Source organism: Providencia sp. JGM181, from assembly GCF_018257375.1.
Classification (GTDB): Bacteria; Pseudomonadota; Gammaproteobacteria; order Enterobacterales; family Enterobacteriaceae; genus Providencia; species Providencia lanzhouensis.
The window spans coordinates 1-15,731 of record NZ_JAERJY010000078.1 but is presented as its reverse complement, the minus strand read 5'-3'; the positions used below and the strand labels follow the sequence as shown (position 1 = coordinate 15,731).

At 45.3% G+C, this 15,731-nt stretch carries 14 protein-coding genes; 1 reads left to right on the top strand and 13 read right to left on the bottom strand.

The features are described 5' to 3' along the window. The first annotated feature begins 100 nt into the window (after positions 1–100). Entirely contained in the window at positions 101–721 is a 621-nt protein-coding gene (locus JK188_RS11110) for a flavin reductase family protein (protein ID WP_211887871.1), read from the top strand. 46 nt (positions 722–767) lie between these two features. Here JK188_RS11110 and JK188_RS11105 read toward each other — a convergent pair whose 3' ends face one another. The 13 genes from JK188_RS11105 to JK188_RS11045 all read right to left on the bottom strand — a co-directional run bounded on the left by JK188_RS11105 (position 768) and on the right by JK188_RS11045 (position 15,411). Next, positions 768–1,325, bottom strand: coding sequence for a class I SAM-dependent methyltransferase (locus JK188_RS11105; RefSeq protein ID WP_211887872.1), 558 nt, complete (start codon positions 1,323–1,325; stop codon positions 768–770). A gap of 36 nt (positions 1,326–1,361) precedes the next feature. After that, positions 1,362–1,631 carry a zinc ribbon domain-containing protein gene (locus tag JK188_RS11100; protein WP_211887873.1) on the bottom strand — a complete coding sequence of 90 codons (270 nt, stop codon included), beginning with the start codon at positions 1,629–1,631 and terminating at the stop codon, positions 1,362–1,364. A gap of 163 nt (positions 1,632–1,794) precedes the next feature. Then, positions 1,795–2,211, bottom strand: a complete 417-nt coding sequence (locus tag JK188_RS11095; protein WP_211887874.1) for a YybH family protein — start codon at positions 2,209–2,211, stop codon at positions 1,795–1,797. Between the two features lie 245 nt (positions 2,212–2,456). Beyond that, positions 2,457–4,103 (bottom strand): Na+/H+ antiporter, encoded by a 1,647-nt coding sequence (locus tag JK188_RS11090; protein ID WP_211887875.1) that lies wholly within the window; start codon positions 4,101–4,103, stop codon positions 2,457–2,459. A 274-nt stretch (positions 4,104–4,377) separates the two neighbouring features. Then, entirely contained in the window at positions 4,378–4,830 is a 453-nt protein-coding gene (locus JK188_RS11085) for a MarR family winged helix-turn-helix transcriptional regulator (RefSeq protein WP_036955244.1), read from the bottom strand. A gap of 85 nt (positions 4,831–4,915) precedes the next feature. Then, on the bottom strand, positions 4,916–5,671 hold the full coding sequence (locus JK188_RS11080; RefSeq protein WP_282560735.1) for a maleate cis-trans isomerase family protein: 756 nt from the start codon (positions 5,669–5,671) through the stop codon (positions 4,916–4,918). Further along, positions 5,668–6,699: a carbon-nitrogen hydrolase family protein gene (locus tag JK188_RS11075; RefSeq protein ID WP_211887876.1), complete on the bottom strand. Its 1,032-nt coding sequence runs from the start codon at positions 6,697–6,699 to the stop codon at positions 5,668–5,670. Before JK188_RS11075 ends, JK188_RS11080 begins: the two co-directional genes overlap by 4 nt. An 18-nt stretch (positions 6,700–6,717) precedes the next feature. After that, positions 6,718–7,629, bottom strand: coding sequence for a fumarylacetoacetate hydrolase family protein (locus JK188_RS11070; protein WP_211887877.1), 912 nt, complete (start codon positions 7,627–7,629; stop codon positions 6,718–6,720). 97 nt (positions 7,630–7,726) lie between these two features. Continuing rightward, positions 7,727–8,854, bottom strand: coding sequence for a cupin domain-containing protein (locus JK188_RS11065; RefSeq protein ID WP_211887878.1), 1,128 nt, complete (start codon positions 8,852–8,854; stop codon positions 7,727–7,729). Between the two features lie 28 nt (positions 8,855–8,882). After that, the gene (locus tag JK188_RS11060) at positions 8,883–11,198 is read right to left on the bottom strand and encodes a bifunctional salicylyl-CoA 5-hydroxylase/oxidoreductase (RefSeq protein WP_211887879.1); all 2,316 of its coding nucleotides are present in this window, start codon (positions 11,196–11,198) and stop codon (positions 8,883–8,885) included. Positions 11,199–11,226: 28 nt separating this feature from the next. Next, the gene (locus tag JK188_RS11055) at positions 11,227–11,649 is read right to left on the bottom strand and encodes an acyl-CoA thioesterase (protein ID WP_132497110.1); all 423 of its coding nucleotides are present in this window, start codon (positions 11,647–11,649) and stop codon (positions 11,227–11,229) included. A 10-nt stretch (positions 11,650–11,659) separates the two neighbouring features. Beyond that, positions 11,660–13,204, bottom strand: a complete 1,545-nt coding sequence (locus JK188_RS11050; RefSeq protein WP_249215542.1) for an indolepyruvate oxidoreductase subunit beta family protein — start codon at positions 13,202–13,204, stop codon at positions 11,660–11,662. 8 nt (positions 13,205–13,212) lie between these two features. After that, positions 13,213–15,411, bottom strand: a complete 2,199-nt coding sequence (locus tag JK188_RS11045) for a thiamine pyrophosphate-dependent enzyme (RefSeq protein WP_211887927.1) — start codon at positions 15,409–15,411, stop codon at positions 13,213–13,215. Positions 15,412–15,731: the final 320 nt, after the last annotated feature.

Sequence of the window (15,731 nt, the reverse complement as noted above, 5' to 3'; positions counted from 1 at the left end):
ATCCATATCATGCTTAAACTATGCATATCGTGCACTTTTCATTTTCTAATATTAACTAGAATAAATTAATCCGTTAGGATAACAAAAAAAGGAGCCAATAATGACAACTCAGTTTTACAGCTACCAACCGCAACAAGGTCATGGGCTTCCCCATGATCCGATACCCTCATTAATTGGTCCACGCCCTATTGGCTGGATCTCCACATGCGATAAGCAAGGTAACACCAATCTTGCGCCCTATAGCTTCTTCAATATCTTTAATTATTCACCGCCCATTTTGGTCTTCTCGAGCGTTGGGAAAAAAGATTCCGTCACCAATGCAATCGAAACAGGTGAGTTCGTTTATAATCTTGCAACTCTTGAGCTTGGGCAGCAGGTCAATTCAAGCAGTGCAATGTTACCTCGTGGAGAAAGTGAGTTTGACCTTACTGGGCTTTCCACTTTACCGTCCACATTGATTACGCCTCCGCGCATCGCCCAAACGCCTGTTTCCATGGAGTGTGTAGTCACTGAATATCAGCAATTAAAACGCGCTGACGGTAGCCTATTGGATACGTGGATGGTCATGGGAGAAGTGGTAATGGTGCATATCGATGAAGCTACCTTAGAGCAAGGCTTATATAACAGTGCTCGCCAAAAACCTTTGATGCGAGCAGGCGGACCTGCGGATTATTATTGGATTGAAGAGCAACAAAAACTCGAAATGCATCGCCCTAAATAACGTAAAAAGTCTTAGGCCAGTTTCTATCACACCGGCCTAAGATTCATTATTTGGGGACACAGCTATACACCCATGCAGGTGGAAAATTGCGATACACACGTTCTTTTGTGAATGAAAAATAACGCGAAAATAGCGGTTCACAACCTTGGGTATACTGAAATAACACCAATTTACCCTGATTCTTTAATAGGCTCTGACGCACCTGTTTTAATATTCGCATACTGGTTTTTTTATTCAGGGACAGAAAAGGAATTCCTGAAATAATCAAATCATAATCACCCAATAAATATTCTGCTGAACATGGATTAACTGCCACTCTCGGGTCATCAATCTGATTTAAAATATCGATAAAATCACGATTAATTTCATAGAGATCTAAACGTGTTTGCGTCGTAATTTTGTTCACAATATAGCGAGTCATGACGCCGTTACCCGCACCAATCTCTGCAATTTGATGACATTGAGCCCAGTCAATATTGTCAATCATGGTATTGCATAACCAACGAGATGATGGGAATACCGTTCCCATTGAAGACGGTGATGCAATGAAATTCTTAACGTAGAGCTGGTAATGATTTTTATGAGAAAAAAACGATTCCGCCATGCTTCCTCCTGAATCAAAAATACCTTTTCTATTTCCTTAAATTGATGCTCCACATTCACCGCAAAAATTGGCATTTGGGTCTACGGCATTTTTGCATTGTCGGCATCTTACTTTTTGGATGTTTTGTCCGTGTGAAAAATAGTTGTCTTCGCCTCGACCATCATTGTGCTGATAACTCCCGCCATGCTTACCTCGAGAACCATGCTTGGAACTGCTGCCATGCCCTGAATGACCCCGATATTGGTTATCGCGTTTCGAGTTATAGCGATTTCTGCCGAGGTTAAATAACCAGCTGAAAATTGACATAATAAATATCCTCCACTGTTATTCTTGTCCCGAGTATAAACCTTAGACTTAACTCCAGAGACAACAGTAAAACTGAATAATTACAATAAAAAACCATTTATTACGTAAACTGAATATCGCTATTTTTTCATGGCACACGCGGGTAAATGAGACAAAGCTTTCCTTAGGATTTCAGCAATGAAGTTCCATAAGAATTATCAATCACACATAGCCACTTACCGTCGATGAATTTAAATACGTAGGTGGCATCTCTCACAGTATTAAACGGCGTACCATCTTGCATTTTCGCACTCAAAATGGTTTCAGCTAAGACTAAGGCGCAATCTTCGCCAAAAATAACTTTTACCGTACCTTGAGACACTTGCAGGCTGTGATTAAAAAACTCAGCGATAGCAGAAAATGCTTTCTTTAGATTCTCTTTTCCATGGACATGTAAACCGTCTTTCACCACTAACGAACCATTCTCAGAATAAAAATCCATTAAATAGCTGAAATTTTCTTCTGTGATGGCGCGATCTGCGCTGGCAATTAGGGCTTCAAGTTCTTGCGTGTGTTTTTGAGTATTGTCGAAAAGATTCATAGAGGGCTCCTTGTTGAATACTAACCAGACAAGGACAAAAAACCCGCCTTATCTGGCGGGTTGAGGATGTAGCAAACTCCCACCAGTTAAGTGATGGTCATCATAATAATGAGGTGAGCTACATGCTGTGACATAATTTTTTCCTGAATATAATTAGAGATTACATTATCAGCAATAAAATTTTTTTCAATGAGTATATAAAAAGGGCTTAAGTTACCTTAAGCCCTTTAGTCGTAAATTAGAAACTAGTGTTTTGAACTCTTATGGTGATTTAATGTTTCTTCTTTTAAATCAAGCTCATCACGTAAGCGATGGTACACTCGCTCATTGATATTTTTCCCTTTACGCATTTGATATAACGCTTCCCGCTTCGCCTTCAGAGCCGAATCTGACATCGAACGTTCCATCTCGATCATCCGATGTAAATCAAACACATCTGACTCTGTTTCATCCGTATTATCTAAACGACGACCATAAATTTCTAACAGCTGAGCACCCACTTCGGTACGCATCGCAATTTCATCCATATCATCAGAAGGGTGGTTCATCAGCTCACGAATATGTGCCATTGCTGCTTCATTGAGTGCCAGACGAGCGCGAATTTCATCGTTATCATAAGGTAAATCTTGCACTAAACCTTTGGTTAAAATCGGCAAGGCGATGCTGGCAATTAACAGCGAACACAGGATCACCCCCATCGCGAGGAAGATAGCCACATCACGGTTAGGGAATAATGATCCATCGGGCATTAAGAATGGCAACGTTAAAATACCGGCTAACGTAATTGCCCCGCGAACTCCCGCCGTTGCCATCACCGCCATCATGCGAATACGTACTTCATCCGCTTGCTTTCCACGACGACGATTGTGGAAAACTGTCAGGGTCATTGATATCCATACCCAAGCAAAACGCAGTGCACCTAATGCAATGGTGATAACGGCAACATACACAAACAGCATCCAAGGATGGCTAGCACCTGCAGCTTCGGCCACCTGAGGCAAATTGGTCCACATCCCTGGTAGCTGCTCACCCAGTAGAATAAAGATCATGCCGTTCAAACCTGTTTGTACCGTGTCCCAAACTGCCTTACTTTGCATTCGAGTCGCCGCTTGCATGCGCCCTGCGATTTTTTCGTAGTGCATCGCAATACCCGCAACAACGGCAGCAAGGATCCCGGAAACATGTAAATGTTCAGCCAGCAGATACGCAGTAAAAGGCATTAACAGGCTGATCATAATTTGGATAGCCGGCTCTTCACCTGTGCGCTTGACTAAGAATTGGTTTAACCAGCCAATTGCCCATGCGACTAATAAACCAATCACTATCCCACCCAGTGCCACCAGCACAAATTGCCCCGCAGCAGATGTCAGAGAGAATTCCCCTGTCAGCGCAGCCACAACCGCAAAGCTAAAGCATACTAAGCCCGTCGCATCATTGAGTAGAGATTCCCCTTCAAGAATGTGCGCCATACGCGATGGTAGTGGCGAATTCACTGTCATTGCAGATACCGACACAGGGTCAGTTGGGGAAAGGATAGCTGCCAGTGCAAAGGCAACCGCCAGTGAAATCGTTGGGATCAGCCAATGGATAAAGAACCCCATCCCAATAACGGTGACGACCACTAAGCCAATCGCCAATGACATAATTGGCTTAATTTCTTGGAATAAGGCTTCTTTTGGAATTCGCCATCCATCAAGAAATAGCAATGGAGGAATAAATAAAAAGAGAAAAAGATGTGGTTCGAATTCCACTGTAAATCCGTAGAACGATAAGGCAGCCCCTAACGCTATCTGGATAATTGGCAATGGAATGATGTCTTTAAGTAATCGAGAAACAAATACGCTCACGATGACTGCAAGTAAAAAAACGAGTACAAGTGTCACTACTGACATTGAGTGCTCCATAATGGTTTATCTTAGTTATCTGCATTGCAGTAAATAGATAAATCAAATCAATGTAAAGCATCAATTTATTACCAAATAAAAAAACAAAATAAATCAAAAACTACGATAGCAATCATTGTGTTACAGGATATTACTTAATTTCCAATACATTACATATCCATTCAATATACTCGTGTTTTATAAGGATTTAATCTGTTCTTCTGGTATAAACCCTTATCACTCATCAAAAACGGATAATTCCGAGTATTTTAATGCAACTTATCTATTTGATTTCTGGGCTATGTCTATCAATTAATTCTTGTAAAACCTGCTTGAGCATTTTGCTTTTGCGAACACCAAGAGGCGCTAAAACCTGCCTTTCATGCTCTTCCGCTGCAATCAATAACCCTTCGACCAGCTCGACACCACTAGAAGTCACACTCACTAAAGTCACACGGCGGTCACTTCCTGTATGGTTATTGTGACGGATGACATGCCCTTGCTGTTCCAATCGTTGTAATACCCGCGTGATTGTTGGTTGCTTGCTGACTGTTTTTTGCGACAGCTCAGTGATCCCCATCGAACCATTATTGGCCAATGTAGAAAGCACTCGCCACTCCAACACCGATAGCCCATTGGCTTCTACAACCGCATGAAATTCAGATGAAACTAGCATCCATGCCTGCCCCAAAAGAGCAGGCAGGTAATTATCAACGAAGACTTTCGATTCAGGCATCAATTCCTCTTTTCTTGCTTCTGGTTTTATGACATTAGAAGCTAGCAGAGTAGCAGAAGGAAATCGAACTCTTAACATAATTTAACTAAAATCTTCCGCTAAGTAGTGAGCCAAAACCATCCACTCGCGTATCAAGTCCCAATTTTTTTAGCATCATGTAGGTTGTTGCCACAGACGAAGACAATACTGGTAAGCCCACTCTATCTTCGATAAGTTGAATCGACGGTAATGACGGCATTTGCACACAAGCTGATGCTACAATCGCATCCACATTGGTATTTAGCTTTTTGGTGATTTCCACTGGTGCTAATGGGTTTTGTCTCCCCACCTCGAGGTTATCGGGGATCTCCAATGAAATGCTATCAACCACTTCAATGCCTTCATGTTCAATATAGTCGATAACCATTTGCGTTAATGGCTTCATATACGGCGTCAAAATCGACACTTTTTTCGCGCCAATGGCATGTAGCCCTTCGACTAATGCCCCTGCACTAGTGACAACCGGCGCTGGATGCCCATTATCTATGGTGCATTGATGGAGGCGTTTTTGCGAAACTCGGTGATACCCCTTCCCCATGCTCATAATGGCAACCAAGCAGGCATACCCTAATACATCGACATCGGCGTCTGACAGTTCAATAGCACAGCGGTCACTGTCTGAGTCCATTTTGGCAAGCTCATCCTTAGTCACTTTCTGCATACGCATACGGCTAGAGTGGAATGTGAAACGCTCTGCAAACATCGCTTCACGGGCGCGTAATATAGCCGGAATTTCAGTTTCCATGGTGGTATTAGATGAAGGCACAATCTGCCCAATACGAAACGTACGCGCTAAGCTCATAGTCCTTTCTCCACTGAAGAGTCATCCGATTCAGCAAACTGATTAAGTTCATCGACATCTTGCCCACCATGATGGAAACGAGCTGCCGTTAATGGGCGACGATTAACCTGTAAGTCAAAAATATCAAAGCGATTATAGTGCCCTGTAATATCATGCATTTGGCGTGGTTGAATGCAGCGATTCAAATCAATTTCAGCGTAAACAATGCCTTCTTTATCAATCAATGGTTCCCCAATTACTCGTCCATCAGGACCAATAATGCCGGAAAATGCGCTATTTGGACGCGCAAGCAACTCACGGGATTCGGGATGCGACTCCGCCATGGCTTCAACGATTTCTTCAGAGACTGTCGAACAAGAAATGATGGTAAATACTTTGCCTTCAAAGCAATGAGCAGAAGCACGTAAACGAATCGCATCTGCCATGTCATAGTCTTTTGGTGCCACTGGCAGTGCAATATAACTGGCAATATGAACCAACTCACCTTGAGCCAATAGCGAGAAACGTGCCAATGTATTGGTGTTTTCGCCACATGCCAACGCCCCTAAAGGACCAATGCTGGTTTGGTGAACTTTCAGCGAGGAGGCATCCCCATTTGCCCACGTCAATTTTTCCGCCCACGTTGGGACTAATTTACGGTGACGTCCTAAAATTTTACCATCATCAGAAATCGTCACTAACGTGTTGTATAACGTGGCAATTCCGTTCGGATTGCGCTCATTCACCCCCACAACCACGTTGATATGGTGACGAGCTGCAGCTTGGGCGATTCGTTTAATTTCAGGTCCAGGGACTTCAATGGCAGATTTGCACAGTTTTTCAAACCAAGGGCTGCCATCAATCGGGTTCATTACCCAACTCCAATACGGGTAGCCAGAGACAAACACTTCAGGAAATGCCACTAATTTGGCACCATTGTCCGCGGCTTCTTCAATCAACCGACACACTTTATCAACGGTAGCATCGGTATCGAGGAATACAGGGGCGGCCTGTACAGCCGCTGCCTTAAATTGAGGTAGATTCAACATGTTAGTATCTCCCTTGAGTTATACCGCAACCACTGGGTGGCGTAACTCACCGATTTTTTCGACATACGCTTCAATTACATCACCCGGCCATACCCACTCTTGTGGGGAACGACCCGCACCAACCCCTTCAGGTGTGCCCGTTGCGATAATATCCCCCGGTTCCAACGTAATGCCTTTGCTGATATCAGCAATCAACGCATTCACATTGAACAGCATATGGCGAGTATTGGAGTCTTGCTTGGTTACACCGTTAACTTTCAAACTCAGGTTTAGTGAGTGAGGATCAGGAATTTCATCGGCAGTCACAATACAAGGACCGAATGGGGCGTAGGTATCCTGCCCTTTAGAGTAAATCCATTGACCTGCACGGCGACAATCACGTGCACTCATATCAATCATTAAGCTATAACCGAACACATAGTTCAGGGCATCTGCTTCAGAAACCCCTTTAGCACGCGTCCCCATGATCACCGCCAACTCCACTTCCCAATCTAATTGCTGAGTAATTTGGCTGTTATGTTCAATCGCATCACCCGGTCCAATCACCGTTGTTGGCGGCTTAGAAAAGATAACCGGCTCTTTTGGTAGATCTTTAGAGGTATCCAGAGTACGGCTAGATTCCGCAACGTGTTCAACATAGTTCAAGCCAATCCCAAAGATATTTTTTCTTGGGCGCGGAATTGGCGCTAAAATTTTTACGTTTTGTACTGGCCATGCAGTTCCCGCAGGAAATTGCCCTTTATGTGCGTTTAATAATTCAGTACCTGCACGGATCCCTTGTGGACCTAAATCAATAAAATCCAACATATTATCAGGGAGATATTGACCATTCTGTTCCGCTAATCTTGCTAAATCCACGACTTGCTCGTTAACAATCGCCCCTAAACGTGCTGCTGCGGTAACATCTGAACGGTAAGTAATAAGACGCATAATTTTTCTCCTTGAGTCAGGTCTCAGACCTAACTAAAATCTTCACGTAAACAATTAAAATAAGTAATCGGAATAAAAAGTTATAAAAAATAAATAGTTAGCTAATCACTTTTTGGTGCCCGTCATTGTCCACAAGCGCCTCTTCATAATAGAGGCCAAGGGAGTGCATCACTGGCAAGTCGTTAAAACAGAACAGACACGCGTCTTCGCTCTGGGATGTATTCACATGTTCGTGGAACATCCATGATGGTACACAAAAAATATCTCGCTCTTGCCAGTCAAAGCGCTGCCCATTAATAATCGAATACCCTTTACCTTTCGCCACTTGGTAGATAAAACTGCCCGTATGACGATGAGCTTTGCCGACAAATCCAGGGCGTAATAACTGCATACTAGCCCCAATCGTTGGCATCACTGGCCCGCCGGTTAATGGGTTGGTGTAATTCATTAATACATCATCAAATACTGAGCCATCCGCTACTTTTGCGGCGCGTTGCAGCGCTTCATAAGTGGGTCCCCACTGGTATTTGAATAATGGCGAATAGGGCTTATCCCATCCCACATGGTGCGGACGTAACGCAGTCGCTCCCCACATGCCAACGGGATAATCAATTGGACGAGTTTGTGCTTGATGCAAATCGGGGTGAACTTTGTAGAAACCCGCTTCCATTGCATTGACTAATGGAATATCTAAACCATCTTGCCAAATACACGGTAATCCACCTTCTTCCACACCATGTTCATGCCAAGTACCATTTGGTGTCAGCACAAAATCATTAGCTTCTAAAATCATTTTTTGCCCTTCCACAATGGTGTAGGCGCCGCGCCCTTCCATGATGAAACGCAATGCTGATGATGAATGTGCGTGAGCCGAAGCGGCTTCTCCCGGATGCATCACCTGTAAACCGGAATACAACCAACCCACTGCCGCTGCCACATCTTGACGACCAGGGTTGTTTAAGTAGATAACACGGCGACCTGCTTTTTCCGGAGTCACCAAATCCACCGAACGCAAAACATGCTCACGTAAATCTTGGTAACGCCATAACACAGGCACAGATTGAGATTTTGGCTGCCACGGCTCAATTTTGTTGGCAACCGTCCACAATGCGCCCGTTTTGAGTTCATCTAACTGTTTGTAATACGCCAACAATTCTGGTGTATCTTCCACATCTGCGCGTCCTGCGACATTTTCTCTGTATTGGTCATGGGACTGAATCGTCATGGTGTTTCCCCCTCTCGCATTTACGCCATTAACGGCTTTTCGATTGTTGGATTAATTGTTGGCGACCATACTCATAAGGTGCTGGCCATGTGACTGAATTCCACCCAAAGCGAGCACACTCATGGAGTAACCAAGCAGGGTCGGCAAGAAGTGGTCGAGAGAGCGCACAAAGATCCGCACGCCCTGATGCGATAATGCTATTCACTTGATCCGCATCAGTGATCGCACCAACGGCAATGACCGGAACCGATCCTTCATTGCGAATACGATCCGCCATTGGGGTTTGATACATACGCCCATAAACTGGCTGCTGAAGAGGAGAAACTTCACCCGATGAGCAGTCGATAATATCTGCGCCCGCTTGATGAAGTGCCTGCCCAATTAATACCGCCTCATCGACTGTTGTGCCGCCGTCAACCCAATCTGTCGCAGAGATACGCACAGACAGTGGCTTATCCTCAGACCATACTTTTCTGACCGCGCTCACTACCGCTAGCGGGAAACGCAGACGATTTTCTAAAGACCCACCAAACCCATCTGTACGCTGGTTAGTTAACGGAGAAATAAAGCTCGATAGCAGATAACCATGTCCCGCTTGCAACTCTAACCAATCAAAACCGGCTTGATCTGCGCGTTTTGCTGCCGCCACAAACTGGTCGATAATCGTCGCCATTTGGGCTTCAGTTAGCTCAGTGGGTGTCTGTGAAATTGAAGGTAAATACGGTAATGGTGATGCGGAAACTAATGGCCAGTTACCTTGTTTCATTGGGTGGTTTTCTTGCTCCCAGCCGCGCTGTGTTGAACCACGACGCCCTGCATGCCCCAATTGAATGCCAATTTTTGCATCCGTTTTTTGATGCACAAATTGCGTCACATTTTTCCATGCCGCCACTTGCACATCATTCCAAATTCCCGGGCAGCCTGTCGTGACTCGTGCTTCAGGAGAAATCGCCGTCATTTCCGTCATAATCAGGCTAGCACCGCCTAATGCGCGGCTACCAATATGTACCAGATGAAAATCACTGACTAACCCATCCGTTGCGCAATACAGCAGCGTTGGAGACGCTATCACACGGTTTTTCAATTCCACATTACGCAAGCGAAATGGCGTCAACATCGGGGCGACTTTTTGATTAGCCACCTGCGCTGGTAAACCCGATTTTTCGGCAAACCAGTTTTCATAGTGAGTTAACCAGTTACCATCACGCACACGTAAATTTTCATGAGAAATGCGCTGAGAACGAGTTAATAAAGAGTAAGCAAACTGCTCAGGATCGAGGTTTTCATAGCGCTGCACATTTTCAAACCACTCGGTTGAGTTACGCGCCGCATTCTGGATTTTTAGCACTTCGACACTGCGAACTTTTTGGTAGTGCTCAAGTCCTTTGCGCAAATCTCCTTGAGTCGCTTTCAAGCTTTCGCACAGCTCAATCGCATCTTCTAGAGCCAATTTAGTTCCTGAACCAATAGAGAAGTGGGCGGTATGAGCGGCATCCCCCATCAGCACCACAGGAACTTCCTTGCGGCTTGTTGGTTGTGTCCAGTGCACCCAGTTATCACAAATCACGCGAGGGAAACGAATCCAAATCGCGGCACCACGTAAGTGTGCTGCATTGGCAATCAGTTTTTCACCATCCAGCCATGGGGCAAATAACTTTTCACAGTAAGCAATCCCATCTTCCTGAGACATTTGGTCGATACCTGCTTTCAACCAAGTCTCTTCCGTGGTTTCTACGATAAATGTGGATAACCCTTCTTGGAATTGATACGCGTGAACTTGGAACCAACCGTGTTCATTTTCTGCGAACAAGAAGGTAAATGCGTCGAAAATCTTTTTCGTACCTAGCCAAACAAAACGGCAACGGCGTTGGTCGATATCGGGTTTGAAGATATTTTCATAGCGAGTACGTACTGCGCTATTGATCCCGTCCGACGCAATCACTAGATCCGCATCATATTGGCGTGCAATTTCTTGGTCATCCGCCACTTGGGTTTCAAATACCAATTCCACCCCCACTTCAAGGCAGCGATCTTGCAAGATATTGAGGAGCTTTTTACGCCCAATACCAATGAAGCCATGCCCGCCACTACGGTTACAGCTGCCTTTAAAATGAATGTCGATATCATCCCAATGGCTAAATTCAGCACTGATCGTTTCTGCTGAGACTGGATCTGCTTTGCGCAAATTACTTAATGTGGCATCCGAAAATACCACGCCCCAACCGAAGGTGTCATAAGGGCGGTTACGTTCAACGACCACCACACGGTTGCTTGGGTTTTGCAGTTTCATCAGCAACCCGAAATAAAGCCCAGCGGGACCGCCGCCGATACAAACGATATTCATGGAGTTTCTCCTTTATTACGTTGTGCCATTACACCGGTTGCTGCTGGGTTAAGGCGATATACAGTGCTTCAGGGATAGGAATAGCCTGATGCGTAATCAATGATGTAGTGACATAGGTTTGCGTCACTTCCATGCGCAACTCGCCATCAAGGCTGGTACAGCGTTGACGTAAAGTCAGTGATTTACCGCCAATGCGTTCGACATGCAGCTCAAGCTGAACATCATCCCCCATACGGCTAATCGCTTTAAAATCCGCCTCTAAATGCACGGTGGGCAAACCAAAACGTTGATCGAGGATGTACCCTGCAAATCCTTCAGGGAGTAATTCATCAAACCAACGCTCAATGAGATTGTTAAACATCACGAAATATTGTGGGTAAAACACGATCCCAGCAGGATCACATTCTGAAAAATTGATCCGATGGTTTCGAGAAAATGTCAGTAAACTCATGATGCTATCCTTATTCCATCGCCAAACGCTGACGGCATTTTTTCAACTCATTACCATGTTCATCCGCCAGCGCCGCTTCACGTAATTCACGTAAATTTATCGGTGCTAGCTGGCTACCATGACGTTCAACAATCTCCATCAAAACTTGGAAATTGCGCAATCCACGAGCATGGGTGTCGCTATACCCCTTAACCACTCTCTGACATTGCGCAATTTCGGTTGCCAAAGCAGGGTTACTGCTTGCGGCTTGCGCCACAGTGGCTAGCCATTTTTCAATACGATTATTTTCAAGCTGATAACGCAGCGTTGAGCGGCGCCCTCTGCGCCATGCAGCTAGCACGTATAACTGTAAGAATCCCCATAAGGAACTGGTAGTAATTGTTCGTCCCCTTTGCGTCAATTTGCGAACGGCTTTGTGTACCCAATGTGGTTTCATCAACCAATTGCCTAAATTTTTGGGAAGCGTTTCGCAAATCTCTTCGATTCTTGGATGCATAAATTCATTGATATCGAGTAATTGGTTATCTTTCGCTTGGACTTCACTGCGTACTCGGGCAAAACGGCTATCACGAATTTTTAAGTCCGCAACGCGAATGGTGTCTTCATAGGACATCCATAGCGCTAAGTGGCGTACTAACGCACGCTGTAAACGCGGGTCATCACCGCCTTTTTGCGCAAACAGCCCTTGTAGTCGATTGAGGTACGTTTCGGCATATGCAGGGTCTTGATAATCAACCAGCCGACGAACACCTTCGGTCGCAAGGTAGTGAACATGGTCAGGAAACTGGCTTTCAATCCGAGAAAGGAGAGCTGCTACATGTTTGTTTTTTGGTGTTTTTTCTACCGCTTTTGCAGATTCTGCTTGATAAGCCTCTTCAGGCTGAGCTGCTTTTTCAGTACCCAATGCAAATGCTCGCAAACTCGGTTTCACGCCAACGCCACCACGAACGATGGTTTCTTCAAATTGTTCACGGCTAAAAGGCAGAACCCCCGAACCAAACAGCGCACCGAACAACACGGCGCTGATTACGCTGCCACTCTCTTGCGCAGCTTGTGCCATATCAAAATGCACAAACTGGCGGGCGGCTTGCCCCGCATGGCGGATCAACGCTTGGCTATCCACTCGCCCATCCCCCATTGCCGATTTTTCTGCGACGGAATAAACCCGATGGGTCGAACTAATCAGCGTGGTACGCTCCGCGGTCACAAAACCACGTTGTACTGCACGCCCAGCCTCCATCAGCTCAGAAGCCAACACCACATCCACATCACCGGGCATTGGCATTAACGCTAAAACAGGTGAAGGGGTCTGCGGGTTATCAGCACCAGGGAATAATTCAACATAATAAATTGTTGCCCCTGTACGCTGCGCCACTCCTGGCACAGAAGTGGTTTGCGCAAAATAACCGTTATCTTCGCCAAGATTGACAATCCAGTCAGCGAGAACGCCACCACCTTCTCCGCCCATCGCAAGGATGGCGATTTTGATCGGCTGTAAGGCCATTAGCGATTGAGAGGTTATTAACGGTTGAGAAGTCATTAAAGATTGAGCCATGTGCCCCCCTAGAAACTCAGTTGTTCACGGCGGCGTGCATCACGACGCTGCAAGAAGCCAATAAACCAACCGCGAACACGGTGGCGCAATTTGTCCCAGCCATTTGGGTTGGTAATAATCTGAGCTTTAAAGAATGAAGGGCACAGCACTGCGGCATGAGAGACTTCACCGCACAGCCCACAGCCTACGCAACTATCCATCACTGTCGCGACAGGGTCTGTACGTAAAGGATCTGGGTTAGGTTTGATTGATAACGATGGACAACCCGATAAACGAATACAAGAGTGGTCTCCCGTGCAAGTGTCTGAATCGACACCAAAACGTTCACGGACAACTCGCTTGCCTGCTGAAACGTCTTCACGGACTTTTTTCTTTTCGCGGCGTTGTTTGTTCAACATACATTCGCTTTGCGCAATTAACACTTTAGGACCGCTTTCTGTCGTCGTCAGTGCCTCACGCAGTGTATTCGTCATGGCTTTTAAATCGTAGGTACGTTTGATGGTTTTTACCCAATTAACTCCAACGCCTTTAACTGCTTTTTCAATCTCATGCCCAGTGCTGCGGGTAGAATTTAGCGCCGTTGACGATAAAATATCTTGCCCACCGGTTGCAGAGGTATAACTGTTATCAACAACAATGGTTAAGTTATCGCTACGGTTAAATACGCTGTTAGCAATACCGCTGGTTAACCCGTTGTGCCAAAAACCGCCATCGCCCATCACAGAAATCGCTCGTTTACCCGCTTTGGCATTTAATGCAGCAGCACCCGCGCCACCAAGTCCGTAACCCATCGTGGTGTTACCAAGGTTAAAAGGCGGCAGAATAGAGAATAAATGGCAGCCAATATCCGCGCTCACATGGTGTTCACCCAGTTCACGCTCAATTAGCTTCATTGCAGTAAAAATGGGACGTTCAGGGCAGCCCGTACAAAATCCAGGTGGGCGTGCATGCACCGTTTCATTCAGAGTCGGTTCCGCCGCATTCACATATTCAGGTAGGTCATCATCGGCTTTGACAGCCGCGACATTAATAGTTGGAATACGAATCTGATTTGCAGCCGCTTTCACTTGTGGCTCAATTTTGCCATAACGTTCGAAGAATGAGCGCAGCCCTGCTAATACCGTTGCGGTGTTATATTCTCCCGCCATCGGCAGCATATCTTTACCGTGTAGCGCCACATCAATACTGCGTTGACGTAAAATATTCGCCACGTTTTGCTCAACGAAATTCGGTTGCCCTTCTTCTAAAACTAAAATAGCTTTTTTATTGCGGCAAAAACGTTCAAATTCATCATCAATCAACGGGTACGCCACATTCATGACATACAACGGGATTTTGCTATTACCAAAAACGTCGGCTAGACCAATTTGGTTTAATGCGCGGATCAGCGTGTTGTAGTTACCACCTTGTAAGGCGATCCCCACATCTTCGGCATCTTCCGCAAAAAATTCGTTGAGTTCACGTTCTTGAATAAATTTGATGGCAGCAGGCCAGCGAGCCTCAATTTTTTCTTTTTCATGTAAAAAACTGGCTGGCGGTAACACGATGCGGCTCACGTCGCGAGTTGGGTTCTCTAGCGCGTCTTTGACCGTAAATTTTGGATATTGGTTATCAGAGCATGTGAACTGCCCATGAACATGGCAAGAGCGAATACGCATTTGCAGCATAACTGGGGTATTACTGGCTTCGGAAAGATCAAAACCATCTTTAACTGCTTGAACGATGCAAGGTAAATTAGGGCGTGGGTCGAGTAGCCACATTTGGGATTTCATGGCAAATGCGTGGCTACGTTCCTGCATGATGGAGGAGCCTTCGCCGTAATCTTCACCGACGATGATCAACGCACCACCCAGTACACCTCCAGAGGCTAAGTTTGCTAATGCATCTGAAGCCACGTTAGTACCTACGGTTGCTTTGAATGTCACTGCACCACGTAAAGGATAATTAACCGATGCGGCCAGAGTCGCGGCAGCAGTGGCTTCACTGGCGCTATTTTCGAAACGAATACCGTATTCCGATAGGATATCCTGCGCATCTGCCAGCACATCCATTAAATGGGAGATGGGAGCGCCTTGATAGCCTGCCACATAGGAAACCCCTGATTCGAGTAACGCTTTCGTAACGGCAAGTATCCCTTCACCGCTGAAGACTTCGCCTTCACCCTGCCGTAATTTTTGAACTTCTTGAACAAACGAGCGCTCAGCCATTTTAACCTCACCAGTCAACGTCAGCACGTTGTTATCTTTTTTGTGTTTCTTTCTTGTATCCCATTTGTTAATAAATGGTCAATCCATGATTAATCATGCATATTAGATTTTTGCAGAGAGTGGATAAGAGGTGCATAGAGCGGACAAAATCATTGTAAAACAATGAAAAAATGTCATAGAAATGGACAATGGATAAGAATCTTCGCCAAAGAAAGCTGTGGCTAACTTTCCTAATGAATCAACGAATAATCCTAATTATCACTTACAAATAGAAGGGTATTAGAGTATTCCTCTAATAAAAAATGAAATACCACCATAGA

What these genes read in the sequence shown, in the direction of transcription:
- JK188_RS11110 (WP_211887871.1), top strand. Translation starts at nt 101, where the DNA reads ATGACAACTCAGTTTTACAGCTACCAACCGCAACAAGGTCATGGGCTT.
- JK188_RS11085 (WP_036955244.1), bottom strand. Translation starts at nt 4,830, where the DNA reads ATGCCTGAATCGAAAGTCTTCGTTGATAATTACCTGCCTGCTCTTTTG.
- JK188_RS11045 (WP_211887927.1), bottom strand. Translation starts at nt 15,411, where the DNA reads ATGGCTGAGCGCTCGTTTGTTCAAGAAGTTCAAAAATTACGGCAGGGT.
- JK188_RS11080 (WP_282560735.1), bottom strand. Translation starts at nt 5,671, where the DNA reads ATGAGCTTAGCGCGTACGTTTCGTATTGGGCAGATTGTGCCTTCATCT.
- JK188_RS11100 (WP_211887873.1), bottom strand. Translation starts at nt 1,631, where the DNA reads ATGTCAATTTTCAGCTGGTTATTTAACCTCGGCAGAAATCGCTATAAC.
- JK188_RS11075 (WP_211887876.1), bottom strand. Translation starts at nt 6,699, where the DNA reads ATGTTGAATCTACCTCAATTTAAGGCAGCGGCTGTACAGGCCGCCCCT.
- JK188_RS11070 (WP_211887877.1), bottom strand. Translation starts at nt 7,629, where the DNA reads ATGCGTCTTATTACTTACCGTTCAGATGTTACCGCAGCAGCACGTTTA.
- JK188_RS11060 (WP_211887879.1), bottom strand. Translation starts at nt 11,198, where the DNA reads ATGAATATCGTTTGTATCGGCGGCGGTCCCGCTGGGCTTTATTTCGGG.
- JK188_RS11065 (WP_211887878.1), bottom strand. Translation starts at nt 8,854, where the DNA reads ATGACGATTCAGTCCCATGACCAATACAGAGAAAATGTCGCAGGACGC.
- JK188_RS11050 (WP_249215542.1), bottom strand. Translation starts at nt 13,204, where the DNA reads ATGGCTCAATCTTTAATGACTTCTCAACCGTTAATAACCTCTCAATCG.
- JK188_RS11055 (WP_132497110.1), bottom strand. Translation starts at nt 11,649, where the DNA reads ATGAGTTTACTGACATTTTCTCGAAACCATCGGATCAATTTTTCAGAA.
- JK188_RS11090 (WP_211887875.1), bottom strand. Translation starts at nt 4,103, where the DNA reads ATGTCAGTAGTGACACTTGTACTCGTTTTTTTACTTGCAGTCATCGTG.
- JK188_RS11095 (WP_211887874.1), bottom strand. Translation starts at nt 2,211, where the DNA reads ATGAATCTTTTCGACAATACTCAAAAACACACGCAAGAACTTGAAGCC.
- JK188_RS11105 (WP_211887872.1), bottom strand. Translation starts at nt 1,325, where the DNA reads ATGGCGGAATCGTTTTTTTCTCATAAAAATCATTACCAGCTCTACGTT.